The organism is cyanobacterium endosymbiont of Braarudosphaera bigelowii (assembly GCF_020885515.1).
GTDB lineage: Bacteria > Cyanobacteriota > Cyanobacteriia > Cyanobacteriales > Microcystaceae > Atelocyanobacterium > Atelocyanobacterium thalassa_A.
In genome coordinates this window covers 618,023-642,997 of record NZ_AP024987.1, presented here as the reverse complement: position 1 = coordinate 642,997, position 24,975 = coordinate 618,023, and the positions used below count along the sequence as shown (strand labels likewise).

The following is a 24,975-nucleotide window of genomic DNA, read 5'->3' as shown; positions in this document are numbered from 1 at the left end:
TGTATTTCGATATCAGACTCGGATTAAGTATGCTAAAAAAATATTCTTTTGATTCCTCCCAAATTATGTATTGTTCACAAGAGCTACTTGATGCAGCATCTAATCGTTATCGTATAACAGTACAGGTAGCCATGAGAGCAAAACGCCGGCGTTATGAAGAATTTGATAATATTGATAACGTTCATATGAAGCCAGCAATTCGAGCTATCATCGAAATGTCAGATGAGCTAACTCAGCCAGAAATTATTAGTGATGTAAGAGATTAATTGTATTACAAGAATAAAACTAACAAATTCTTATTACCTATTAATAAGAACTTGTTAGTTTTATTTTTTATCAAGTTGCTAATTGCTAATTATTCTTGATGCTAAATAATTAGCAATTTTTATTTTGACTTACTAATAAAGTTATTTATATACTAAGATATTTTAATTATAAACTTTAGCTTATTAAAGAATTATTTTTAATACTCTATTAGTATTACTTTTTTTTTAAATATTTGGTAAAGCAATCTAACTTGATTCGTGGTTGATTATTTACCATATGTAGTTAAACAAGTTTTACCTATATATTTGAGACTTTTGGTTAAGTACTTAGCAAAATAATAGATAACTTTTTTGTTTTAATTTTGAAAAAACAGTTATCTTAGAATGTTCGAAAACTAATTATTGGATGAAAAAGCTAATAATTAAACGGCTTGGAGATTACTTCTTTCTTTAAAAAGTTAATATACTTATTAAGTGTTATCAATAGGAAGTTGGTAGATAAAAAAGCGAGGTTTCATAGCTAGGAATAAGAAAATCACTAAATTTTTATTGCCTGAAACTTATTTAAAATGTCATAAAGAAAATTAGCTACTGGAATTTGTTGACAAGCTAGACAAGGTAATTAAAAGTTTAAATATTTTTAAACTTGCTTTTATTACAATAATAAGTGTATAATACATCTCTGTGAATATCGGGGCGTAGCGCAGCTTGGTAGCGCACTACTTTGGGGTAGTAGGGGTCGTGGGTTCAAATCCCGCCGCTCCGATCCTGTATTGGTATACGGTACTTTTAAGGCAAAATTATTGTATCAATTAATTGATACAATAGTTAGAAACGATATTCGGTCTATATTAAATATTCCGAGTGTAATAGGAGTAATTTCTTTAGTTTCTACGTCTAAGAATCCAATACAGTAACAAAAACCGTCGTTTTATGTTGGGAAAAGATCATCGTGACAAGAAAAGAAGAATCTAAAAGAGATGTGAAACAAGCTAGAGGCGACACCAGAGCAAGAAACTTCGTAGTTGATACGAGGGAAGAATTGGCTAAAATTGTTTGGCCATCAAGACAGCAATTATTAAGCGAATCTGCTGCTGTTATTCTAATGGTAAGTCTTGTGGCCACCGTAATCTATCTCGTAGATAATTTCTTTACTTGGGGATCAGGGAAGGTGTTTTAATGAATTATACTTATGATCATTCACCAGATTTAGAGCAATTTTCAGATGTACAGAAACCTGTTGCTCGCTGGTATGCTGTGCAAGTAGCTTCTGGTTGTGAAAAACGAGTAAAAAGTAATTTAGAGCAGCGAGTTCAAACTTTGGATACAGCTGGAAATATATTACAAATTCAGATTCCAAAAACGCCAACAATCAAAGTTCGTAAAGACGGTAGTCGTCAACAGGGAGCAGAAAAAGTATTTCCCGGTTACATACTAGTCAGAATGATCATGGATGACGATACTTGGTTGGTTATAAAAAGTACCCCCAATGTAATTAACTTTGTTGGTTCTGAACAGCGTCGAGCTTATGGTAGAGGGCGTGGACATGTAAAGCCACTTCCCCTTAGTCCATCAGAAGTAGAACGGATTTTCAGACAAACAGAACAACCAGAACCTATCATTAAAATTGATATGGAAGTTGGTGACAAAATTGTGGTACTCTCGGGCCCATTTAAAGATTTCGAAGGAGAAGTAGTAGAAGTTAGTTCTGAAAAGAACAAACTTAGAGCATTACTTTCGATTTTTGGAAGAGATACCCCGGTTGAACTAGAATTTAATCAAGTTGAGAAGCAAAATTAGCGATGGCGAAAAAAGTTGTTGCCTTAATTAAACTTGCCCTTCCTGCGGGAAAGGCTAACCCTGCACCTCCTGTCGGTCCAGCATTAGGACAGCGTGGTGTCAATATTATGGCGTTTTGTAAAGAATATAATGCTAAGACTTCAGATAAAGCGGGAATGATTATTCCTGTTGAGATCTCTGTCTATGAAGATCGTAGTTTTACCTTTGTTCTTAAAACTCCCCCAGCCTCAGTACTTATTCTTAAAGCAGCGGGAATTGAAAAAGGTTCGAGTCAACCAGACAAAGAAAAAGTAGGTAGTATTACTTATAGTCAGCTTAAGGATATTGCCCAAACTAAAATGCCTGATCTTAATGCTAATGATATTGATGCAGCAATGAATATTGTTGAAGGAACTGCTCGTAATATGGGTGTACTCATCAAAGATTAAGCAAAAATCAAGTTAATTTTAAGGGGAGAAGAAAACTTCACTAATACCCAAAATATAAATATGCCTAAAAAACTTTCAAAACGGATTAAAGAAGCATTATCCAAGATTGACAAAAAACAAGCTTATCAACCTATTGAAGCTTTACAATTGTTAAAAGAAACTGCTACTGCTAAATTTAATGAATCAGCAGAAGTACATGTACGTTTGGGAATTGATCCTAAATATACAGATCAACAATTAAGGACAACTGTCTCCTTACCTAACGGTACGGGTCAAATAATTCGAGTAGCTGTTATCGCAAAAGGCGAAAAGGTCCAAGAAGCCAGTAATGCTGGGGCAGATATAGTGGGATCAGAAGATCTTATTGATGAAATCCAGAAAGGGATGATGGACTTCGAAGTTTTGATAGCAACTCCTGATATGATGCCTAAAGTTGCCAAGCTTGGTCGTGCACTCGGACCCCGTGGTTTAATGCCATCTCCAAAAGGGGGAACTGTTACTTCTGATTTAGGGAAAGCAATTTCTGAATTTAAATCAGGTAAATTAGAATTTCGTGCTGATCGTACTGGTATCGTTCATGTTATATTTGGCAAGGTATCCTTTTCCCCTAAAGAGTTATTAGCTAATTTAAAAGCTTTGCAGGAAACCATTGATAAACAAAGGCCTTCTGGAGCAAAGGGACGTTACTGGCGCAGTGTATATGTTTCCGCTTCTATGGGGCCATCTATCCAAATAGATATTAATGCCTTACGAGATTTGAAGTTAGAAGATAGTTAAAATCTTAAAATTGAAAATTGAACTTTGGTTAATATCAAAGACAGCAGGAGCAAATAGCATAACAATCCTGCCGAGGTAAAACCTGAAGGATCAAGCTTAATAAAAATTTTTTTTGTTATCAAGTTTGACCTCGGCCCGGCAAAATGCTAGGGCTTATTTTTTCCCAAAAATAAAGGAGGTGAGAACATAGTGGGAAGGACAAAAGAAAATAAAGCAATGGTAATTTCTAACCTGAAAGAATTACTTGATGGAACAGAACTGAGTTTTGTTATTGATTATCAAGGTCTATCTGTTGCGGAAATTACTGACTTACGAGATCGCTTGCGCCCAAGTGGAGCGATCTGTAAAGTGACAAAGAACACTTTCATGGAAAAGGCGGTAATTGATAGTGATAAATGGAAACCAATAACTAGTTTTCTAAATGGATCATCAGCCTTTATTCTAGTTAAAGAAGATTTGGGTGGTGCCATTAGGGCCTATCAAGCTTTTAAAAAAGAAACAAAAAAGACTGCTTTCCGTGGCGGTGTAATGGAAGGGAAAGCCCTTAACGAAGAACAAGTTAAAGCAATTGCTGACTTGCCTTCCAAAGAGGAGCTTATGGGACAAACAGCAGGATTAATCAATTCTGTCACTGCTAAACTTGCTATTGGAATAAATGAGATGCCGACTTCTTTAGGTAGAGGTATTAATGAAATACCGAATTCTTTAGGTCGTGTATTAGCTGCTGTTGCAGCAAAAAAAGAAAGTTAATAAATTTTAATTATTAACTCGTTTACTTATCAATCTTTTTACATTATTTAGGAGTTAAACTATGTCTACTGTAACTGATGAAATTATCGAAAAGCTTAAGTCTTTGAGCCTTTTAGAAGCATCTGAACTTGTTAAGCAGATTGAAGAAGTATTTAATGTAAGTGCTTCTGCACCTGTTGGTGGAATGATGATGGCGCCTGGTGCTGTTCCTGGTGCTGCTGCTGGTGCAGAAGCAGCAGAAGAAAAAACAGAATTCGATGTCATTCTGGAAGAATTTCCTAGTGATAAGAAAATAGCTATTCTTAAAGTAGTTCGTACTATAACTGGCTTAGGACTTAAAGAAGCAAAAGATCTTGTTGAATCAACTCCTAAATCTCTCAAAGAAGGAACTTCAAAAGATGATGCCGAAAGTATCAAGAAACAGCTTGAGGATGCTGGAGCTAAAGTAACTATTAAATAAGTTACTTTAACAAATATCTCTTAAAAACTCTCTGCTTACGTCAGGGAGTTTTTTTAGAGGCATTGAAACTAAGCTAGATAAATAAAGTTATTTAAGACATTCTAAAGAATCAATTATATCTTTTAATTCTTTTTCAAAAGCTATTTGAGATCTATTTGTCTTTCCTCCTATTAAACATGTTTTATTTATTTGCAATACCCAGACTTGAGAATGAGATACATAGCTCATAATTACGCCAAGCATTAATAAACCAAATCCCATATAAACAACAGGAACTCCTGGATCTGCTTTTATCTGTAATCCAGTACTTCCTATTAACTTATGAATTTTTAGTTGTGCTCCATTGATTGTTAACGGCATTCCAGTCCTAATTGCACTATAAAGATTGCCTTCTTGATCATAAATAATCATAGTTCCCTGTAAATCTTTAGCAATTAGTGAAATCCCTTCACTTAAATCAGATTTTAAAGGTATCCAAGTACCCCATATTTTGAACTGATCGTCATTCTCTAAAGAAACCATAGGAAGTTGAAAAATATTACCATCGTCAATTTGAATTTGGACTGATGAGATTCCCCAGTTTGTTTGATATATAGTAACTCCGTTATAATGCAATGGCTTGTTCACATAAATAGTTTCTTTTTTTAATTCTTTTCCTTCGTCATTTATTATGGATAGATTTGAATAAAACTGATCAACTGTTCCCTTCGAATTGTAGTCAATCCAAAATCGATTAACTCGAACCTTCCAGTCTCTAGAAATTTCTGAAGTAGAGAAAGGTCCCAAATTAAGATTACTATTAACTTTAAATTCAGATTTGCTAGGAACCATTCTTTGCTCTAAAAATCCTGTTAAAGAACCAATAACTGAACCACACAATATAATTAATATTCCGAAGTGTACGATAATAGGTCCGACTTTTCCAAAGATTCCTTTACGAGCATAAATAGTATTATTTTCCTGAAAAACTTTATATTTTTTTCCTTTTAAAATATTAACAATAGGAATAATTTTCTCAATCTTTAATTCTGAACTTAATGCTAATTTTTGGAGTTGATATGGCTTTTTGTAAAAATTCCATTTATTTGCAGCTTTTAGTGCAGACCATTGACGAGTAAAAGTGCATAAAATTAGACTTGTGCTGAATAGCACAAGTAAAAATAAAAACCACCAAGTGCTGTATACGTGATTTAGACCTATCTCTAGAATGAGATTCCATGTTAAAAATCCGAAAAGAGCAGGTGAATGAGGATAAGTTTTTTGATAAAATTCTAAACTTTTTTCTTGCTCTATCAGAGTTCCACTAATACTAAATAAAGCTATTACCAATAATAAAATAATCGTTAAACGTATATCTGTAATTACCCTAATCATTCGCCAAAATTTTAATTTCAGTGAGGAAACTTTGTTTAGCGTTATAGACAAATTAGATGTAATCATAAATTAAATTGTTTTTGACTTTATTTACCAAGACATATTAAATGTTTTTATTTTTATTAAAAACAGAATTATAAACTAATATATCTAATATTCTTACACAGATCTATTTTGAAAAATAGTTTAATGATACATGTGATAGTAAAGAAAATATGCCAAATACTATTAGGAGAATAGCACTGATCGGATTAATAATTGCTGACCAGCGACGAAACTCTAACATTTGCTTAAGAGTAGCAGTAAAAGTTCCTACTAGAATCAAAGGTGACACATAGCCAATTGTATATGCTAATAATACACTCGCACCTAAAGCTAAATTTTGTGTACTAGTAATCCAAGTTAACAAAGTTGCCAGAACAGGTGTACTACAAGGAGAAGCTACTAAACCAAAAGTCATGCCCAAAAGATAAGTACGGACTCTTAGGTGAAATTTGTTAATAAGCCAGTTTTCTATTCTCATAGAAGGAAAATGAAACGAAATTAACCCCAATAAGTTGAAGCCCATTAGTATAGAAACTATACTTACAAAAATTGGTAACTGTATCCCAATTTGTCCATAAATTTTACCTAATAATGCTGCAATGATTCCTAGCAATACTAATGTTGTTGCCAAGCCTAGAGAAAACAAAATAGATTGAATAAATCCTTGAAACTTTTTTTGAGATTCATGACAACCGATATAGGCAATAGTAACTGGTAACATAGACACAACGCATGGATTTAGACTAGTTAAAAGTCCTGAAAAAAGAATGATAACAAAGCCTAGAAGATTGATATGTTCCAGTTGAGCAGAAACTAATTTATCAGCGAATTGTTCAATAAAATAAAGCTTAGTTGCTAGAGAGTTTAATATGGCAACATAAAACATATTAGTTATCGTTAGATTTGAATGTGATCTAGGTTTCTATAATTTAGAATTGGGATATTCTATAGTTTTTAAAAGATAACCAACTAAATATAAAGAACCACATAAAACAACTAAATTATCATTGGATCGCTTATTAGTAGTTAATTTCAAGGCAGAGTCTAATGTCTTTTCAACTCTAATCTCTCTTAATCTGACACAACTATTAATTATGGAACTTAATAAGTTTTTAGGTTCTATATTGTCGTGTTCAGGGACAGGAACTAAATATAAAGTTTCATTATCTCTTAATAATTCTTTAAAGATCTTATCATGCTCTTTAGTATTTATAATTCCTATTATCCAGGTAATAGATTGAATAGATTTATTTAAATTATTAATATAATTACGTAGCTGCCTAGCAGCATCTGGATTATGTGCTCCATCCACTAGTAAGGATATACTTTGCCAATTAAGCCATTCTAGTCTTCCTCTCCATGATGTTTTTTGTATACCATCTTTAATACAATTAATAGGAATATTCCATCCTTTTTGCTTTAGTATTTTAATTACTTCTATTGATATGGCTGAATTGCTTAACTGTACTTCTCCTGACAAAGATAAAGGATATTCAATATCTTTGTAAATAGCTGAATTATGTTGAGTAAGGGTTGCTGATTGAACCCAGACACTAGGACAATTCAGAGTATTGATTTGCGACGTAAATATATCTTTAGCTTCATGAGGAACTTCGCCAATAACCACTGGACAATTAGGTTTAAAAATTCCAGATTTTTCTCGAGCAATATCTGTTATGGTTGGACCTAAATTTTGACAATGTTCCAAGCTAATAGAAGTGATAACTGTTGCTAAAGGTGCTTGACAAATATTAGTAGCATCCAAACGTCCGCCTAAACCGACTTCCATAACAATAATGTCTACTTTTTCTTGTTTGAAGTAGGTTAATGCCGCAGCTGTTATAACTTCAAACTGAGTAGGAAGATCTTCATCATTAAGAATTAGATCTTGAATGCTGAGAAGTATCTCTCTTAAATATAACTTTGGTATTGGTTTATTGTTTAAACAAATTCTTTCTGTCCAGTCTATTAAGTGAGGAGATGTATAACGTCCTACTTTATATCCAGCTTCCATCAGTATTGATGATAAGTAAGCACAAACTGATCCTTTCCCATTACTTCCTCCAACATGAATAATAGGCACGTCATGATGAGGGTTTGCTAACTTAGTTAACAAAGTATTAATACGTTCGAGTCCTAGATGAACTCCAAAACGTTGAAAAGGCAATAAAAGAGAGTCAATACTCATATTTTTCATAAATAATTAAAATTGATAAGATATATAGAATATCTAATTCAGTATCAATGAATATGTTTTTATGAACATAAGTTATAAGTAAATTAACAGAAGAGAAATAAATTACTTTAAATCAAAGTAGTAGAAAGCTAAATCATTAAAACCCTGTATAGAAGCATTTATAAGCTATCAAATAAATGATTTTAGAAAATATATATAAAAGTTAAACTTATTTTTCACTATTTTCTGAAAAATTGTGTATTATAGAAATGTGAGTGAGGCTATTATTATATAGTCAATTTAAAGGTGTGAGGAAAAGCTGAAAATGCTAAAACTATTATGGAAAACCCTGCTGGTAAGTCCAGCTTTAATGGGTGCAGTATTGTCAATTTCTGCTCCTGCCAACGCGGCTGAAGGATTGTCTGACATTGAAATTGCAAAAGGTCAGGATAATCTGTTAGAAAAATTAGAGAATTATAGTCAAGAAGGTCAACTCAATACTAACGACCAAGTGACTAGTGTTAGTGAGCTACGCGATGTAGCTCCTACTGATTGGGCTTATGAAGCATTGAGAAGTCTAGTAGAACGATATGGTTGTATTGTTGGTTATCCTGATCGTACCTTTAGAGGTAACCGTGCAACATCACGTTGGGAATTTGCAGCTGGTTTAAACGCTTGTTTAAACACTATGGAACGCTTAATCCAAGAAAATGTTGCTGTACTAAGAGAAGATATTGAAAAACTCAAACGCTTGATGCAAGAGTTTGAAGCTGAGTTAGCTGCACTAGGCGCTCGAGTTGATAATCTAGAAGGACGTGTATCTTTCTTAGAAGATCATCAATTTTCTACCACTACCAAATTAGTTGGTGAAGTTATTATGGCAGCAACAGCAGCCGGTGGTAGCCGTTCTTCTGAAGATAATCAGGCTGTTCTGCAAGATCGTATCAGATTAAGCTTCAACACTAGTTTTAGTGGAGAGGACTTATTAGTTACTCGTTTATCAGCTAGTACAGGTACAGGTTCTGAACGTTTTACTTTAACTGAACCTAACTTAAGGGTTATTAATCCTGCTACTGGTCAACCAATTGGTATTGCCTTTAAAGAAAATACATTAATCAATCCTACCGCCACTCAAACCTTCAACATTGGTCCTCGACGGAATGAAGAAGACAATGATGTAACTATTGATTGGGTTGGTTATTATGCACCCATTGAACCCTTAGATAACTGGAAACTAGATACTTATGTTACAGCTTGGGGGGGAAGATGGCATCATTTTGTTCCTACATTAAATCCATTTTTTGAAGATTTTGATGGGGGTAAAGGATCCTTAAGTACATTTGCTCAACGTAATCCAATTTATCGAATTGGTGGTGGAGCTGGTGCAGGTATGAGCTTTCAAGTTGGGTTCTTAGAAAGCCTCATTGGTCCTACTTCTGTTAGTTTTGGATATCTTGCTGGAACATCTAATGATCCTTGCCTCAATGGTGGAGGACAAAATGTAGATCGTAGTATCCGCGGATGTCAAAACAGCAATGCTACCAATCCTGCTACTGGTAATCCTTATACAGAAAGCGATGGTGGAAACGGTTTGTTTAACGGTAACTATGGGGGATTGGCACAGCTAAATGCAAACTTATTTGATTTAGTTAATGTTGCTTTCACATATGTTCATGCTTACCATAAACCTGATAGTCCTATTTTCGGGTCTGGTATTCCCTTTGGCCCTGGTGAAGTAGGAACCTCTTTTGCTAACTTCTCTCGTTCTGAATTAAACAATGCTTTTGCTGAAGGCTCTGTAGGTTCTCCTGGTACTCCAACACGAACTTTCAATGGAAACGGCAATAATGCTAATGATCCTTTGCAAGTTAATCCATTTGATATCGGTGGCAAAGTCACTAATAGCTATGGTGGTGAAATGACATGGCGTATTGCTGAATGGATGAATTTTAGTGCATTTGGTTCTTTCACTAATGTTCGTTTTCTTGGCCGTGGAAAGAGTGCTGAAGTTTGGACTGGTGGAGGCGGGTTTGCGTTTCCAGACTTATTCAAAGAAGGTAACTTGTTAGGTATATTTGCTGGTGTTCAGCCTTATCAAGGTGGACGTCAACGTCCTTACTTAGGACGTACAAGTGGCTTTTTCGAATTACCTAGCCGTAACCCTGTAACTGCTGAAGTTTTCTATAGATATCAGCTTACTGATAATATTTCTATTACTCCAGGTGTTATCTGGATTGCAAATCCTGACCAATTTGTTAACATTCAGGGTGCAGACGACGAAGTAGTTGGTACTCTTCGTGGAACATTCTCTTTCTAGATGTTAAATAATTCTAGTTATATTCAATTCTAGATACTAAAAAACCCTATCTTAAAAATAGGGTTTTTTAGTATCTATTTTTTAATATCTAAAATTAAGTAAAGAAAGAATAAAAAATACTTAAAAATATCTCATAAGGTATTAAAACAGTAGAGTATAAAACTTATTAATAAAAGTAAAAAACTTATGAAAATAGCACAAAATATTACAGAACTTATTGGTCAGACTCCGCTGGTACAGTTAAATCATATTCCTCAAACAGAAGGTTGTGTAGCAAAAATTGTAGTAAAGCTAGAAAGTATGAATCCAGCAGCCTCAGTAAAAGATCGTATTGGAATTAATATGATTAATATGGCTGAGAAGGAAGGACTAATTGTTCCTGGTAAAACTTTGTTAGTGGAACCTACGTCAGGCAATACAGGAATTGCTTTAGCTATGGTGGCAGCTGCTAAAGGTTATGACTTAATCTTAACAATGCCAGATACTATGAGTAAAGAACGTCGTACAATGCTTAAGGCTTATGGAGCACAATTAGAATTAACTCCAGGGGCTGAGGGAATGGGTGGTTGTATTCGTAGAGCTCAAGAAATAGCAGATAGTCTACCTAATACTTATATGCTACAACAATTCAATAATCCTGCTAACCCCCAAATACATCGCCTAACTACAGCAGAAGAAATCTGGAAAGATACCGATGGTAATATAGATATTCTTGTTGCTGGTGTAGGTACCGGAGGTACGATTACTGGAATTGCAAGTATTCTTAAAGAAAAAAAACTAGACTTTCAAACAATTGCAGTTGAACCATCTAATAGTCCAATACTCTCAGGAGGTAGTCCAGGAGGGCATAAAATTCAAGGTATTGGAGCAGGTTTTATTCCTAAAGTTTTAGATATCAAATTAATTGATGAGATAGTTACAGTTGAAGATACAGAAGCAATTGAATATGCACGACGACTTGCTAAAGAAGAAGGATTATTGTCAGGTATATCTACAGGAGCAGCTTTATGTGCTGCAGTAAAAATTGGCAAAAGACCAGAAAATAAAAATAAATTAATTGTTATGATACAACCAAGTTTTGGTGAACGTTACCTAAGTACTGTTTTATTTCACGATTTAGAAATGTCTGAGTAAAAAGAGTAATTTTTAACAATTGTAATAGTTAGCTATATTCTTCAGTAGCAATAATCGGAATGCTTATCGCTACTGAAGAATCTAATTGATAAGGTTTCTACTAATATCAACTAATAAATCTATAATTTTTCAGAAAAATCACTTCTAATTTTATCTAGAGATGAGAGCTGAATACAATTAATAACTAATTAGCTGTTAAATATTTTACTAACATACTTCCTGTAATATCTGCTTCTTCTTCTGTCATCCCAGATGTAAGTGGGGGACAAATATGACGAGGACACCAATACTCTGAGATAGGGAGATTTTGCTTTATATTGATATCTTTAAAAACAGGTTGTAAGTGGCAAGGAATTTGATAAACTTCTCCTCCCAAAAGTATCTTTTCATTGGATAAAGATTTTTTTACTTTTTCCACACTTTTATCCTTAGGTAATAGGACTATCAACTTATATTGGCTAGCACTATCCATATGTTCTGTAGAAATGAATTTAATATTAGCTGTTTGTAAGTGTTTCGTAATTATGTCATAACATTTTTGTCTTTTAGCAATCATTTTCGATAATTTAGCTAGTTGAATGAGTCCTAAAACTGCATGAACTTCTGTCATACGACTACTATTTCCAAAATCCGTATGTAATCCACCAAAATCCATTCCTCTTTTTCCCTGATTTCTTAGTGAGCGAGCGATATAATCTTCTTCTTGATCATTAAGAGTAATCATTCCTCCTTCAAAGGTTGTCATAATTTTAGTAGGAAAGAAAGAAAAAGAGGCACCATCCGCTAAATTACCAGCTTGAACTCCATTAATTTGACTTCCATGAGCATGAGCAGTATCTTCCAAAACAAACAGATCATTATCATGGCAGTAATCTACTATTGCAGGAAATTCAGGTGAAATTACTCCTCCAATATGAACCCATAATACTCCGGAAATAGAAGGAATTGTACCTTCTCTCACTGCATCTATTACCATCTGTAAAGAGGGTGAAAATGTATTTTCATCCATATCTAGATATTTTACTATTCCTCCAGCTCTTAATACGGCGGCTACAGTAGCAAAATTTGTATTTGTTGGTACTAATACAGTTGTATTTTTTATATTTTTAAGTCTTAAAATGATTTCTAAACCAGAAGATCCAGTATTAACAGCAATTGCATGTTTTACTCCTACATACTCAGCGAAGGCTTTTTCGAATGCTAGAGTATTTTCTCCGAGAATTAGCTTACCTGAACTAAGAATTCTTCCACATTCATTCTTAAATAAATCAATTTCTTCTTCTGTTAAGTCAAAATAAAAAGGCTTAATTGGTTTGTTAATCATATATTTTATAAAATTTATGTTAATTTATACTTTTAAAAAACTAATCTAATGAAAAGTTAAAAAATTGCTATTTTATACAAATAATAACAATTAAACTTTAATTATTACAAAATAAAGTTTAAAAGTATTTTTTATCATATCTATAAGTCGCAAGTAATTATTGTGGTAATCTTTGGGACTAATCTAAATTTTTTGTTTCTGCAAGATATCATACGCTGAAAATCCTTTTTCCTGATATCCAAAGTACCATAGACTAGTAATTGCTTCAGCTAATGTAACTGGCTTTTTTGGTTGAAATAATGTGATATAACCAAAAATACGACGTACATTAGATTTATCTTTATTATGGAAATCCACATATAGGGCTTGTCGAGCTTTCGTTTTAATAGTGACTATGTCTTCAAAACCCCAAGTTTTTTCGGTATGTATACTAGAAATTATTGGTAACCCTCTACCTAGATCTAGGGGAGTTTTCCACACTATCAAATCCTCTCTCGTCAGATAAGCATTAGGATAAAATAATAATGAATTATTATCTCCACTTAAAGAGGATGAAATAATTCCTGCTTCTGCTAATCCCTGTATAAAGAAATAGTCTGGATCGTTCATAGGAACATCAGAAAAAACAGGTTTTGAATTAAATGTTACTGGTCTAATTTGTTTTTCTGGAATATCCTGATAAAATTTATTGTACGTTTTGAAAATCCATTTTGCATAAGTTCTACGATTTATTTCAGTGTTTATATCAAGTGATTGACTATTTTTATTAATATTTTCTAAATCTAGTGTTCCCAAAGCTACTAAGTCATTAACGTATGAATATAACACTTCTGGAATATTCTTAAATTTTCCAACTTCATTATCGTAATTCTTTTTTACTTCTTCTGTAACAGAAATTCTTGTACTTTTATAAGTTATAAAATAATTAGTTGTTGTGTCGTGAGATAAAAATATTAATTCCACTTCTAAACCCTTTTTTCTTGCTATAAAACTTTTATCTTCTTTACTAAAAAATTTAACAATCTCCCAAGAATCTGATTTAAATTGTTGATTATAAAAATCACTTATTGTCTCTATAGAATCATCAGATAGAAAAAAAATGATACCTTTATCGTCTGTTAAAGCTTCAGGTATTTTTTCTATATATGAGTTAGGATACTGAGGTATAATTGATGGATAATAAGTAAAAAATTTGTATTTAGATAGTAACTGGGACTCTATCTTTTCGCCTAATTTAGTACTAGGAAAAAATCTTGTTTCTAAAAAGCTATTGCTATTACAAGCATTTAAAGTAAAAAATAAGACACTAATTAATAATTTTCTTGAAAAAATATACTTTTCAAAATTCATTTAAGATATTCCTTTTAACAATTAACTTACTTTGCCATTGTTTGTAGGCTCAAGAGCAGATTTTGGATAAACAATTCTCTGATGATGAAACTGTTGCCAAACTTTAACAAAAACTTCAGCAATTATAGATAATTCTTCATATCTAATGCCGCTATCTTTTAGTTGATTATCACGCCAACGAGCTTTAAAAATTTTTTGAACCATTACTAAAGCCATTTCTGGAGTTGCTTCTTTCAAAGATCTTAATGCAGCTTCGCATCCATCTGCTAGCATGACAATTCCTGTTTCACGTAATTGAGGAATAGGTCCAGCATATCTAAACCCTTCTTCAGAAATTTGGTCTTGTCCACTATTTTGTGCCTCCTGTGCTGCTTGATGATAAAAATAAGAGATTAGTAATGTACCTTGATGTTCAGGTATAAAATCACAAATTACTTTTGGTAAACCATATTTATTTGCCATAGCTAAACCTTCACTAACATGTTTCTTAATAATTCTTACACTTTGCCATGGATCATTTATCAAGTCATGTTTATTAGGAGCTCCCATTTGATTTTCGATAAAACCCATAGGATCATGTAATTTGCCAATATCATGATATAAAGTTCCAGTTCTAACTAGTTCAACATTACAGTCTAATTCTCTTGCCGCTGCTTCTGCCAAACATGCGACAAAAAGAGTATGTTGAAATGTTCCTGGTGTTTCTGTTGCTAATCTTTTTAATAATCCACAATTGGGATTAGCTAATTCTACTAATCTAATTGGTGTTACTAAATCAAATAAACGTTCCAAATACGGAGAAATTCCTAACCCCATTACACTCCAAGCAATCCCAGATAGACCATAAATCATTGATTCAGGCAAAATTACTGACCAAATTGTTCCTACTGCCGGAGCTATAATTAAATAACAAACAAAATAGAGACTTCCTTGTACTATACCAACTACTCCACCTAAACAAGCTAACTCGTCGCGGGATCTAAGCTTCCAAGCTACAGAAGCAGCTAATAGTCCTCCTGCAGTACCTGCCAGGATATAGCTCCAATTGATGTTAGTTGCTGCAAATGCTGATAAACCACTTAATAAAACTACCTGAGTTATTGCTAAAGTAGGACCGTAAAAGCTACTAGATAATAATCCTATAGCTGGAAGATTTGTGTAGCCTAAATTAAAAATTCCTAGAAGTGGAGTACTTAAACTTAATAAACAAATCAAAATATGATCTCTTCGACGTATAGAATGATTGATCCTTTGACTAATTAAACAAAATATAATAACTGTACCTATAACTATTAGTACAGAAATGAATAGTCCAATCCAATTTATTCCTCGACGACTTAGTCGAAAACTATCAAGAAGAACAAATTTCTCTTGAGTGATGTATTCTCCTAGTTCTACGATTATATCTCCTGCTTTAACTTTTACTATAACTGCTTCAACTGCTTGCGCAGCTTGTTCTGCTCTTTGTTTTGTTGCGTCTTTGTCTACTGTTAAATTATGTTGACTTTTAAGAATTCTCATTAGAAGCTGAGTTATGGCTGGTTTAGGAACAGCTGAAGTAGTGGATTCCAGTTGAATATTAATTATTTCTTTCAATAAATAATCAGGAATTCCAGGATGAAGTCCTTGGAGAAGAATTCTATTTAAGGTTGTTTGTAATATTTTTTCTGTAGTTTGCCAAGTGTAATCATCAAGATTTAGAAAAGTTGTAAACAGTTCTGATGTTAAATAAGATGTTTGATTATTTGAAACTTCAGCTTTAGTTTGACTATAAAGTTGTCGAGATTGCTCAATTTTTTCTAAAAGATTTTTGAGAGATGTTGAGGAAGTTGCATTGCTATAAGCAATTAACTGAGATATTACTTGTCTAATTTTAGGTTTCGACTTTGGGATATTTTGAAAATTACGACTAATAATTACTAATTGAATTATTTGCCAATCTCGTTCATTTACTTTTCTTAAGTATTTCTGAGTAGCAGGAGGAATAATTACAACTTCGATAGAAGAAAAGAGATTTATTTTTTTACGCAACTGTTCGATCTCAGAAATAGTTCTTTTAAGTTCTCCTTTAAGTTCTTTCGTAAGCTTTGGATCTCTCTTTAAAACAGGAATAACACCTGTACGAACTTCCTTACGTTTATCTTCAGTAGTTTTTCTATCTTCAAAAGTACCGTCTTTAGGAGCAATGACTTTTACTGGCGAAATAGTCCCTACAGACAATTGAGGCTGATTATAGAAGCGATATCCAATAACACTAGAAAGTGATATAACCGTTACCCCCCACATTAATGGCGGGTAAATTTTTTTTATTGATTCTGATTTATGTAGCTTAGTTAACCAATTTGATTCGTAAATAATTTCTGATTCAAAATTGTGTTTTTTCTTTAGTCCAAAATGTTTGAAATAATTTTCTTGTATAAGTTTTATTAAGTTCTTTTTTAGTGATTGTAGCGTTTTCATATTGTAAGAGATGAATGTAAAGCGTTTAATAAAAAATTTTAAAAGCCAGATACATCATTCAATCTAAATTTCATTACAATAATGAAGCTAAGAAGATTGATATTCTGGCTTTATTTATGAGAGATTACATCTGGCAAAGATTTATTTAAAAGATATAACCACACTAGTCCAAATATTCCTGAAATAATCATAATTAAGCTAATAACCTGTGCTGCTCTAAATGGTCCTAAAATTAAACTATCTATTCTAAGTGTTTCTATGAGAATTCTGCCAAAACTATATGCTATTAAATATACTAACGATAAAGTCCCAGTATAAAAATAGTTTGGATACTTTAATCCAAAAAAGAATAAAGTTAATAAAATTATAAAAACTAAAAAATCCCAGATAGATTCATACAAAAAAGTGGGATGAAAATATTCAAAAGAAATATATTCTGTAGGACGGTTTATTAAGGGAATATATAGTTTCCATGGTAGATTAGTTGGTGTTCCAAAAGCTTCAGAATTGAAAAAATTTCCCCATCTACCAATAGACTGCCCCAATACTGCAGATGGAACTACTAAATCAGTTAATTGCCAAAAAGAAGTTTTATTCAAACGTGCAAATATCAAGGTAGATAAAATTCCTCCGATAATAGCCCCATGAATAGCAATACCCCCTTTCCAAACAGCAATGATATCTTCTGGGTATTGACTATAAACCTGCCATTGAAATATAACATAATAAATTCTTGCACAAGGAATAGCAGCTATTACTATCCAAATTGCTAAGTCACTTATAATTTCTGATTCAACTCGACGAAATTTTGCTAACCATTTCGATAACGTAATTCCAATCAAAACTGCAGAGGCAATTAAAAAACCGTACCATCTTAAAATGAAAGGTCCTAGCTCGAATATTATAGGACCAGGAGATTGAAATTGAAGTCCTAGTAACATAAATAACTGTCATTTACCTCATGACTTTAAAACATAATTACTATATCATTTAATTTTAATAAAGCGGGTGGGGGGAATCGAACCCCCATCATTAGCTTGGAAGGCTAAGGTTTTACCACTAAACTACACCCGCAAAGATATCATTTCTTTAAACCTTATATATAATAACACAATATATATTTATTGGCAAAATAGATTACATCAGAGATGCTTTTATTCTATAAAATACACGTCGACTAATACTTAGAGCTTTAACTGATAGCTCTAAGTATTACTAAATACATTAATTTTTAGCATTTTTTAGAAAAAATAAGGATTTATTTTTACAATCTTAATATATTTACAAAATGAGCTAAGCTTTTGGCCTACCAATGTATAAGTAGACCAGGAATATGAAAATTAAATTTTTATTGTTAAAAACTACTTTCCTTGTATCCAACGAGCAGCATCTTTTGCATGATAAGTTAAGATAAGATCTGCGCCAGCTCTTTTGAAACTAGTTAAGGTCTCTAATGTTACTTGCTTTTCGTCTATCCACTTATTAGCTGCTGCAGCTTTAACCATTGAATATTCACCAGAGACATTATATGCAGCAACAGGAAGATTTGTTATTTCTTTAATCCTCCAAATGATATCCATATAAGATAATGCAGGTTTAACCATTAGCATATCTGCTCCTTCTTCAATATCTAACATAACTTCTTTTAGTGCTTCTCTAGCGTTTCCAGGATCCATTTGATAAGTCCGACGATCACCAAATTGTGGAGATGAATCTGCAGCATCTCGAAATGGCCCATAATAACCAGAAGCATACTTAGCTGCATAAGATAGAATAGGAATATTACTAAAACCTTCTTTATCTAATCCTTCTCTGATAGATGTTACAAAACCATCCATCATTCCGGAAGGTGCAATCACATCAGCTCCTGCAAGTGCTTGAGAAACAGCAGTTTTTTTTAATAATTCTAAAGTTGGATCGTTTAAAACTTCTCCTGTAAAGTTATCTTTTTGTAAATATCCACAATGTCCATGATTAGTGTATTCACACAAACAAGTGTCAACAATAACTATTAAGTCCTGGACTTCCTTCTTAATTGCTTCGACAGCCTGCTGTACTATGCCTCGTCCATCCCATGCACCTGTAGCTTCAATATTTTTATTTTCTGGAATACCAAAAAGAATAATCGATGGAATTCCTAGATCACGAACTATTTTTGCTTCATCTACAATTTTGTCTATTGATAATTGGAAAATACCAGGCATAGATTTTACTTCTTTAACAACATTATTTCCTGGAACTGCGAATAAAGGATAGATTAAGTCGTCTAATGTTAATTGTGTTTCACGAACCATGCTACGTAATTTTTGATTACGACGTAAACGACGAGGGCGATTAATAGGGAACATAAATATCAATAATTATTAATCTAGATAGTTTAAATTAAAAAACATGACATTTGTCATAAATTTTTTAATATTTAATAAGTTGTTACGTTGCAAAAAATTAAAATTATCTTTATAATCTTTAATGTAAACGAAATCTGGGGCCGCAACGGTTTCGACAAGTTAGCGAACTCTGAATTGTGATGCAGGTCGAGAGTGAGTCTCCTCTCGTAAATCAAAGGCTCAAAAAAAATAGTAACTGCGAATAACATCGTAAACTTCAAGCGCGTGGCAGTAGCTGCCTAAAAATTCTTTTATAGAACTCGCTTATCTCATACTTGACTCCGTTAAAAGTAAGAGATCAACCCTTAACGGATACTCTTAACAAGTTGTCTCTGATCGACTATTAAGAAAAGATTTATCAGAGTAACCTTTTTACTCGGGTATTGAGAGTAAGTCCTGCCTTGAGGAATAAAAAGGCTAAGCCTGTGAATGAACTTTAGGATAATAACTAATTTGGACAGCAGTTCGACTCTGCTCGGCTCCATAAATAATTCATTACCGCTTATATAGAACTATTAATATTTAAAATAAATAGTTCTATATTTTACAAATTTTCTTTGCAAAATATATATAGCATTATATAAAAATCAAAGCGATAGTCATGTATTCATAATTTGGTAAATAAAATATTTAATTTATTTTGAACCCAAGAAATAATATTAAAAATCGTTTCATCCTTAAATTAAGTAAGGCAATGATTAGATATTGTGCGATTCATTGCCTTACTTATACTTTTATCAATATGTATAGTGACGTAGAGTATGAATTAGGTGGATCACCAAAAAAAATTAATTCTTATAGTTTTTTTAGTATTCGATATTAAGGTGTTTCTCCCTAAAATTAGATATTCAATTAGAGGTCTAAAGAAAATATCATAAAAATTGATATTTTCTTTAGACCTCTAATTGAATATAAGTTACAATTATAAGAAAACTAACAGTAGTATAACTACACTACCTTCATTACTGCATCCTATGTCTCTCCTCATTCGCAATGTTGCTATCATCGCCCACGTCGATCACGGTAAAACCACCTTGGTTGATGCTCTTCTTAAACAGTCTGGTATTTTCCGTGAAGGAGAAGAGATACCTGACTGTGTGATGGATTCTAATACTTTAGAAAGAGAACGTGGCATTACTATTCTATCAAAAAACACTGCCGTCCGCTACGAGAATACTTTGATCAATATTATTGATACCCCTGGACACGCAGACTTTGGCGGGGAAGTTGAACGAGTATTAGGGATGGTTGATGGTTGTATTTTAATTGTGGACGCTAATGAAGGTCCTATGCCTCAAACTCGTTTTGTGCTTAAAAAAGCTCTAGAGAAAGGTTTGCGTCCTATTGTTGTTGTAAATAAAATTGATCGTCCTCAGGCTGAACCAGATCAAGCTGTTGATAAAGTATTTGATCTTTTCGTTGAATTGGGAGGTGATGATGATCAATGCGATTTTACAACTTTGTTTGCTTCTGGTATTTCGGGATTTGCAAAAGTAAATTTAGAAGATGATTCTGTAGATATGCAGCCTCTTTTTCAAGCAATTTTACGCTGTGTTCCTCCTCCATCAGGAGATGTGGAAAAACCTTTACAGTTGCAAGTTACTACTTTAGATTATTCAGAATATTTAGGACGTATCATAATAGGTCGTATTAATAATGGAACAATTGTTGCTGGACAACAAGCGACACTAATCAAAGAAGATGGCAGTTATGCTAAAGGAAAAATTAGTAAACTTTTAGGATTCGAAGGACTACAAAGAGTAGAACTAAAAGAAAGTACTGCAGGTAATATTGTAGCTGTAGCAGGCTTTGCTGATGCCAACATTGGAGAGACTTTAGCTTGTCCTGAAAACCCTCAACCATTACCTTTAATTAAAGTTGATGAACCTACTTTACAGATGACTTTTTCAGTTAACGATTCTCCTTTTGCAGGCCAAGAAGGAAAGTTTGTTACTTCTCGACAATTACGTGATCGCCTAATAAGAGAATTAGAAACTAACGTTGCTTTAAAAGTAGATATTGGAGATTCTCCCGATAAGTTTTTGGTTTCCGGGAGAGGGGAATTACATTTAGGTATCCTCATCGAAACTATGCGTAGAGAAGGTTATGAGTTTCAAGTTGCTCAACCCCGGGTTATCTATAGACAGATTAATGGGCAATCTCATGAACCTTTTGAATACTTAGTTCTAGATGTTCCTGAAGAGGCTGTTGGATCCTGTATGGAGCGCTTGGGGCAAAGGAGAGGAGAGATGCAAGATATGCAAGCAGGTATTAATGGACGAACACAAATCGAATTTATTATACCTGCTAGAGGATTACTAGGTTTTCGTGGAGATTTTATTCGTCTTTCACGAGGAGATGGAATTATGAATCATAGTTTTTTGGACTATCGTCCTATATCTGGTAACTTAGAAACTCGTTATAACGGTGTGATGATTTCTTTTGAAGAAGGTGTATCAACTTTTTATGCAATGAAAAATGGAGAAGATAGAGGAGTCTTCTTTATTTCACCTGGTACAAAAGTGTATAAAGGAATGGTTATTGGAGAACATAATCGTCCACCAGATATAGAAATAAATGTTTGTAAAACTAAACAGTTAACTAATCACCGTGCCTCGGGTGGCGAAGAATTGGTCCAGTTACAAACACCAGTAGATATGAACTTGGAAAGGGCTTTAGAGTATATTGGCCCTGACGAACTTGTAGAGGTGACTCCAGAATCTATTCGTTTACGAAAGGTCAAAACAAAAAAATTAGCGAAGAAGTGATTTTGTAAACTAATTTGAAGAATTAAACTTTATTAATATGGTAGTTCGATACTCATGAACCATCGTATTAATAAAGTTTCAATATATTAGGTTTAATGATATTTTCTTAAGTGTCAGTCAATAAAAATCATCTGATAATAATTTTATATTTTTTTATGAATATGTTACTCAATAGTATATTCATTAGAATGAAGCAAAAATATTAACTTTTGTCCAAAGACAGGTTGTCAAACTTCATTATTAGCTTTATAGTAAGATGTATAACCGAAAGAGTTACGTTAATTCTTCTTTTAATTAAGACACTGGTAGGAACAATAATATGCTAAAGAAATTAGGATTGCTTATTGCTGCATTTTGCCTAGTTATTTCTAGTTTTTTCGTTGCGGCTAGCCCTGCTGCAGCTAAGACTTTTGAGGTAAAAATGGGAACCGATTCTGGAATGCTAGGATTTCAGCCAAAAACAGTAACCATTAAATCAGGAGATACTGTTAAATGGATCAATAATAAATTAGCTCCCCACAATGTTGTATTTGAAAACTCTTCAGAATATTCTCATAAAGGATTACTGTTTTCTCCTGGAGAATCATTTGAAAGTACTTTCAATGAAGCTGGAGAATATACTTATTACTGTGAGCCTCATCGTGGAGCTGGTATGGTTGGTAAAATTATCGTACAGTAATTACACTGGAAATTATAATTTCACAGTTAAGTCTACGAATTTTTTTCGTAGACTTAACTGTGAAAACTTTTTAGTCTTTTAGAAATGTTGATATATATTTCTAACAATAAAGTTTTAGAATTTAGATACATATAAATTATGGTCTAATAACTTTACTAATAACTAAATTATTTTTATGTATAATTGTCTCATATCTATCACAAGTTAGTAACTTGGATATGTTATCTAAACGATCTCCATTTATTTTATCAATTTCATGTTTACTGTAATTAACTATTCCCCTTGCAATTTCCTGTCCCATTTCATTACATAATTTAACTGCTTCAAAAGATTTAAAGTTTCCTTCAACTTTTATAACGCCTGCTACTAATAATGATTTTCCTTTTTGAGAAATTGCTATGATTGATTCTTTATCAAGATAAAGTTTCCCTACAGGTAATAAACCATGAGCAATCCAGCGTTTACGAGCATTATCATTATCTAAATATGCACCAAATTTAGTTCCAATATCTTCACCATCAATAATTTTGATCAAGTTTTCTGGATATTTCCCATTAGTAATAACTGTAGTTATTCCTGCTTTAGTAGCCAATTTTGCTGCTGTTAGCTTAGTTAACATTCCTCCTGTTCCCCATTGAGAACCTGTACTATTTGCTTGAACTTGTAGCTTGGCTAATTGTATACTATCAACATTACTAATAGGTTGAGCATCAGGAAATAAACGTGGGTCTGCAGAATAAAGATAATCAACATCCGTTAGTATAAACAACCAATCTGCATTAATTAAACTTGCAACTGAAGCAGAGAGAGTATCATTATCACCAAACTTTAACTCTTCAATAGCAACCGTATCATTTTCATTAACGATGGGAATTACCCCTAATTTAAATAATGCATTGAAAGTGTTTCTAGCATTTATATAACAACTCCTTTCCATTAATTCTCGTCGAGTTAATAAAATTTGTGCTATTGGCTGATCTATTGAAGTAAAAAGTTCATCATACACATGCATTAGTCTTCCTTGTCCTACTGCAGCGATCGCCTGTTTTAAAGAAATTTTTTTAGGTGTTTTCTTTATCTTTAATCTACTACAGCCTACTCCAACAGCTCCTGATGAGACTAAAACGATATTATGGCCTGATTGTCTTAACTTAGTTAATGTTTTAACTAAAGAATTAATTGTTGATAAAACTAATTTTCTTGTCTCTGGTTGAGTGAGATTGGAAGTACCGATTTTAACAACAATTGTATGCTTATAACTCATAAATTGTGAAAAGTAAATTAGATTTTTTACTGTGCTGCATGTAATGCAGCACCAATTAAACCAACTTTTGGGTTTAATATTATATGTACAGGAATTTCAGATAAGAGAGAACTCATTCTTCCTTTAGATTTAAACGAATCTATAAAAGTCTCACTTTTCATCAAAGGTAATATTTTTGCAGCTATTCCTCCTGCAACGTATAATCCGCCATATGGCAACAACTTTAAAGCAAGGTTGCCTGCTTCTGAACCATAGGATTCGATAAAGAGTTTCATTGCTTGCTGACATAAAAAATCATGATCCTCTATTGCAGATTTAGATATAGTTGCTGAGATATTAATAGTTTTTTTAAGTTCCCAAGCCTGATAAGCTACCTTCATTGTTTCTGTTTCTTTTTCAGGGTATTTTTGACGTAAGAACTGGTATATTGTACTAATTCCTATTCCAGAAACCACTCTCTCAACTGATATTCTCGATAAGTTGTATTTTTCTTTTATATACGTTGATAATTCGAATCCTAAATTATTGTGTGGTGCAAAATCCGCATGAGAACCTTCAGAGGGGAAAGCCAAATACTTTCCATTTTCCGAAGGTATTAAAAATCCTTCCCCTAATCCTGTACCTGCTCCTAAAACAGCGATAGGAGATTTAGATCTCGGTTCAACATCCTGTAAAGTATATAGATCTTCATTTTTTAGACCTAAAATACCATAGCTAATAGCTACAAAATCATTAATTAAATCAACCTTATCTATAAAAAGTTCTTTCTCTAAACGATTACTAGTTAAAAACCAATTTAAATTAGTTAGCTTTGAGGTATTACTAATTACTGGGCCGGCAATCCCAAAACAAGCATTTTTTACTAGTATTTCTGAATTTAGTTGAAGTTTCGCCTCTTCACAAAAGTGTTTTACAATTGGTACAAGATCTGTAAATTCTTGACTAGGATATGTTTTTTCATATAAGCTTTTTTGCTGGGGTAATTTTTGACCATTTTGAACATTTTCTGAGTTAACTAAACTTAAAATCGTTTTGGTTCCGCCGATATCTCCAGCAAGTAATAGGGCCATAATGAATTTAACCTTTTTTATACTTTCCTTAGTTTAATAAGAACTGGTTATTATGTAAAATGATTGTGGTTTATAATTCAATAGTCCTACATAATAAACTAATTGTAAGTTATTAACCAGCTTATTTGTTAATTCCTCTGTTTTTC

At 32.8% G+C, this 24,975-nt stretch carries 21 protein-coding genes, 2 tRNA genes, 1 other RNA gene and 1 other annotated feature; of the genes, 13 read left to right on the top strand and 11 right to left on the bottom strand.

Features of this window, described 5'->3' with window-relative positions; genetic code table 11:
• The first annotated feature begins 29 nt into the window (after nucleotides 1–29).
• The 8 genes from LPC16_RS02735 (at nucleotide 30) to rplL (ending at nucleotide 4,481) form a co-directional block, all read left to right on the top strand.
• On the top strand, nucleotides 30–266 hold the full coding sequence (locus LPC16_RS02735; protein WP_040054758.1) for a DNA-directed RNA polymerase subunit omega: 237 nt from the start codon (nucleotides 30–32) through the stop codon (nucleotides 264–266).
• A 692-nt stretch (nucleotides 267–958) separates the two neighbouring features.
• A tRNA-Pro gene (locus LPC16_RS02730) sits at nucleotides 959–1,032 on the top strand.
• A gap of 216 nt (nucleotides 1,033–1,248) precedes the next feature.
• Nucleotides 1,249–1,446: a preprotein translocase subunit SecE gene (gene secE / locus LPC16_RS02725; protein ID WP_229637707.1), complete on the top strand. Its 198-nt coding sequence runs from the start codon at nucleotides 1,249–1,251 to the stop codon at nucleotides 1,444–1,446.
• On the top strand, nucleotides 1,446–2,066 hold the full coding sequence (nusG, locus tag LPC16_RS02720) for a transcription termination/antitermination protein NusG (protein WP_040054760.1): 621 nt from the start codon (nucleotides 1,446–1,448) through the stop codon (nucleotides 2,064–2,066). Before secE ends, nusG begins: the two co-directional genes overlap by 1 nt.
• 2 nt (nucleotides 2,067–2,068) lie before the next feature.
• Complete coding sequence (rplK, locus tag LPC16_RS02715; protein WP_229637633.1) at nucleotides 2,069–2,494, top strand: 50S ribosomal protein L11; 426 nt, start codon at nucleotides 2,069–2,071, stop codon at nucleotides 2,492–2,494.
• Between the two features lie 60 nt (nucleotides 2,495–2,554).
• Nucleotides 2,555–3,271, top strand: a complete 717-nt coding sequence (gene rplA / locus LPC16_RS02710; protein WP_040054762.1) for a 50S ribosomal protein L1 — start codon at nucleotides 2,555–2,557, stop codon at nucleotides 3,269–3,271.
• Nucleotides 3,272–3,287: 16 nt separating this feature from the next.
• Nucleotides 3,288–3,392 (top strand) — a sequence feature (ribosomal protein L10 leader region).
• Between the two features lie 68 nt (nucleotides 3,393–3,460).
• Entirely contained in the window at nucleotides 3,461–4,021 is a 561-nt protein-coding gene (gene rplJ, locus LPC16_RS02705; protein WP_040054763.1) for a 50S ribosomal protein L10, read from the top strand.
• A 61-nt stretch (nucleotides 4,022–4,082) separates the two neighbouring features.
• Nucleotides 4,083–4,481 carry a 50S ribosomal protein L7/L12 gene (gene rplL, locus LPC16_RS02700; RefSeq protein ID WP_229637632.1) on the top strand — a complete coding sequence of 133 codons (399 nt, stop codon included), beginning with the start codon at nucleotides 4,083–4,085 and terminating at the stop codon, nucleotides 4,479–4,481.
• 87 nt (nucleotides 4,482–4,568) lie between these two features.
• On the opposite strand, the gene LPC16_RS02695 is transcribed toward rplL, so the two are convergent.
• The 3 genes from LPC16_RS02695 to LPC16_RS02685 form a co-directional block, all read right to left on the bottom strand.
• Nucleotides 4,569–5,921, bottom strand: a complete 1,353-nt coding sequence (locus LPC16_RS02695; protein ID WP_040054765.1) for a cytochrome c biogenesis protein — start codon at nucleotides 5,919–5,921, stop codon at nucleotides 4,569–4,571.
• Nucleotides 5,922–6,024: 103 nt separating this feature from the next.
• Nucleotides 6,025–6,771 (bottom strand): cytochrome c biogenesis CcdA family protein, encoded by a 747-nt coding sequence (locus LPC16_RS02690; RefSeq protein WP_229637706.1) that lies wholly within the window; start codon nucleotides 6,769–6,771, stop codon nucleotides 6,025–6,027.
• A 51-nt stretch (nucleotides 6,772–6,822) separates the two neighbouring features.
• Nucleotides 6,823–8,088: a bifunctional folylpolyglutamate synthase/dihydrofolate synthase gene (locus LPC16_RS02685; protein WP_229637631.1), complete on the bottom strand. Its 1,266-nt coding sequence runs from the start codon at nucleotides 8,086–8,088 to the stop codon at nucleotides 6,823–6,825.
• A 313-nt stretch (nucleotides 8,089–8,401) separates the two neighbouring features.
• Here LPC16_RS02685 and LPC16_RS02680 point away from each other — a divergent pair, with 313 nt between their 5' ends.
• Nucleotides 8,402–10,393 (top strand): iron uptake porin, encoded by a 1,992-nt coding sequence (locus LPC16_RS02680; protein ID WP_229637630.1) that lies wholly within the window; start codon nucleotides 8,402–8,404, stop codon nucleotides 10,391–10,393.
• Between the two features lie 186 nt (nucleotides 10,394–10,579).
• Nucleotides 10,580–11,527: a cysteine synthase A gene (gene cysK, locus LPC16_RS02675; RefSeq protein ID WP_229637629.1), complete on the top strand. Its 948-nt coding sequence runs from the start codon at nucleotides 10,580–10,582 to the stop codon at nucleotides 11,525–11,527.
• A gap of 184 nt (nucleotides 11,528–11,711) precedes the next feature.
• On the opposite strand, the gene LPC16_RS02670 is transcribed toward cysK, so the two are convergent.
• The 6 genes from LPC16_RS02670 to hemB form a co-directional block, all read right to left on the bottom strand.
• A complete protein-coding gene (locus tag LPC16_RS02670; protein ID WP_229637628.1) occupies nucleotides 11,712–12,851 on the bottom strand; it encodes a DegT/DnrJ/EryC1/StrS family aminotransferase in 1,140 nt (379 codons plus the stop codon).
• Nucleotides 12,852–13,034: 183 nt separating this feature from the next.
• Entirely contained in the window at nucleotides 13,035–14,201 is a 1,167-nt protein-coding gene (locus tag LPC16_RS02665) for an S-layer homology domain-containing protein (protein WP_229637627.1), read from the bottom strand.
• A gap of 21 nt (nucleotides 14,202–14,222) precedes the next feature.
• The gene (locus tag LPC16_RS02660; protein WP_229637626.1) at nucleotides 14,223–16,661 is read right to left on the bottom strand and encodes an HD family phosphohydrolase; all 2,439 of its coding nucleotides are present in this window, start codon (nucleotides 16,659–16,661) and stop codon (nucleotides 14,223–14,225) included.
• Between the two features lie 110 nt (nucleotides 16,662–16,771).
• A complete protein-coding gene (gene lgt / locus LPC16_RS02655) occupies nucleotides 16,772–17,602 on the bottom strand; it encodes a prolipoprotein diacylglyceryl transferase (protein ID WP_229637625.1) in 831 nt (276 codons plus the stop codon).
• Nucleotides 17,603–17,664: 62 nt separating this feature from the next.
• Nucleotides 17,665–17,735: transfer RNA gene (locus LPC16_RS02650), tRNA-Gly, on the bottom strand.
• Nucleotides 17,736–18,022: 287 nt separating this feature from the next.
• Nucleotides 18,023–19,009 carry a porphobilinogen synthase gene (gene hemB, locus LPC16_RS02645; protein ID WP_229637624.1) on the bottom strand — a complete coding sequence of 329 codons (987 nt, stop codon included), beginning with the start codon at nucleotides 19,007–19,009 and terminating at the stop codon, nucleotides 18,023–18,025.
• 136 nt (nucleotides 19,010–19,145) lie between these two features.
• Here hemB and ssrA point away from each other — a divergent pair.
• The 3 genes from ssrA (at nucleotide 19,146) to petE (ending at nucleotide 22,495) form a co-directional block, all read left to right on the top strand.
• Nucleotides 19,146–19,535, top strand: a transfer-messenger RNA (tmRNA) gene (gene ssrA, locus LPC16_RS02640).
• Between the two features lie 487 nt (nucleotides 19,536–20,022).
• Nucleotides 20,023–21,816, top strand: a complete 1,794-nt coding sequence (gene typA / locus LPC16_RS02635; RefSeq protein ID WP_229637623.1) for a translational GTPase TypA — start codon at nucleotides 20,023–20,025, stop codon at nucleotides 21,814–21,816.
• 319 nt (nucleotides 21,817–22,135) lie between these two features.
• Complete coding sequence (petE, locus tag LPC16_RS02630; RefSeq protein ID WP_040054772.1) at nucleotides 22,136–22,495, top strand: plastocyanin; 360 nt, start codon at nucleotides 22,136–22,138, stop codon at nucleotides 22,493–22,495.
• Nucleotides 22,496–22,631: 136 nt separating this feature from the next.
• Here petE and proB read toward each other — a convergent pair whose 3' ends face one another.
• Both proB and LPC16_RS02620 read right to left on the bottom strand, forming a co-directional pair.
• Nucleotides 22,632–23,759: a glutamate 5-kinase gene (gene proB, locus LPC16_RS02625; protein ID WP_229637622.1), complete on the bottom strand. Its 1,128-nt coding sequence runs from the start codon at nucleotides 23,757–23,759 to the stop codon at nucleotides 22,632–22,634.
• 26 nt (nucleotides 23,760–23,785) lie between these two features.
• Entirely contained in the window at nucleotides 23,786–24,829 is a 1,044-nt protein-coding gene (locus LPC16_RS02620; RefSeq protein ID WP_229637621.1) for a glucokinase, read from the bottom strand.
• Nucleotides 24,830–24,975: the final 146 nt, after the last annotated feature.

What these genes read in the sequence shown, in the direction of transcription:
- rplK (WP_229637633.1), top strand. Translation starts at nt 2,069, where the DNA reads ATGGCGAAAAAAGTTGTTGCCTTAATTAAACTTGCCCTTCCTGCGGGA.
- typA (WP_229637623.1), top strand. Translation starts at nt 20,023, where the DNA reads ATGTCTCTCCTCATTCGCAATGTTGCTATCATCGCCCACGTCGATCAC.
- rplL (WP_229637632.1), top strand. Translation starts at nt 4,083, where the DNA reads ATGTCTACTGTAACTGATGAAATTATCGAAAAGCTTAAGTCTTTGAGC.
- LPC16_RS02735 (WP_040054758.1), top strand. Translation starts at nt 30, where the DNA reads ATGCTAAAAAAATATTCTTTTGATTCCTCCCAAATTATGTATTGTTCA.
- hemB (WP_229637624.1), bottom strand. Translation starts at nt 19,009, where the DNA reads ATGTTCCCTATTAATCGCCCTCGTCGTTTACGTCGTAATCAAAAATTA.
- rplA (WP_040054762.1), top strand. Translation starts at nt 2,555, where the DNA reads ATGCCTAAAAAACTTTCAAAACGGATTAAAGAAGCATTATCCAAGATT.
- LPC16_RS02665 (WP_229637627.1), bottom strand. Translation starts at nt 14,201, where the DNA reads ATGAATTTTGAAAAGTATATTTTTTCAAGAAAATTATTAATTAGTGTC.
- petE (WP_040054772.1), top strand. Translation starts at nt 22,136, where the DNA reads ATGCTAAAGAAATTAGGATTGCTTATTGCTGCATTTTGCCTAGTTATT.
- LPC16_RS02670 (WP_229637628.1), bottom strand. Translation starts at nt 12,851, where the DNA reads ATGATTAACAAACCAATTAAGCCTTTTTATTTTGACTTAACAGAAGAA.
- LPC16_RS02660 (WP_229637626.1), bottom strand. Translation starts at nt 16,661, where the DNA reads ATGAAAACGCTACAATCACTAAAAAAGAACTTAATAAAACTTATACAA.
- proB (WP_229637622.1), bottom strand. Translation starts at nt 23,759, where the DNA reads ATGAGTTATAAGCATACAATTGTTGTTAAAATCGGTACTTCCAATCTC.
- LPC16_RS02680 (WP_229637630.1), top strand. Translation starts at nt 8,402, where the DNA reads ATGCTAAAACTATTATGGAAAACCCTGCTGGTAAGTCCAGCTTTAATG.
- lgt (WP_229637625.1), bottom strand. Translation starts at nt 17,602, where the DNA reads ATGTTACTAGGACTTCAATTTCAATCTCCTGGTCCTATAATATTCGAG.
- cysK (WP_229637629.1), top strand. Translation starts at nt 10,580, where the DNA reads ATGAAAATAGCACAAAATATTACAGAACTTATTGGTCAGACTCCGCTG.
- LPC16_RS02685 (WP_229637631.1), bottom strand. Translation starts at nt 8,088, where the DNA reads ATGAGTATTGACTCTCTTTTATTGCCTTTTCAACGTTTTGGAGTTCAT.
- nusG (WP_040054760.1), top strand. Translation starts at nt 1,446, where the DNA reads ATGAATTATACTTATGATCATTCACCAGATTTAGAGCAATTTTCAGAT.
- LPC16_RS02695 (WP_040054765.1), bottom strand. Translation starts at nt 5,921, where the DNA reads ATGATTACATCTAATTTGTCTATAACGCTAAACAAAGTTTCCTCACTG.
- LPC16_RS02620 (WP_229637621.1), bottom strand. Translation starts at nt 24,829, where the DNA reads ATGGCCCTATTACTTGCTGGAGATATCGGCGGAACCAAAACGATTTTA.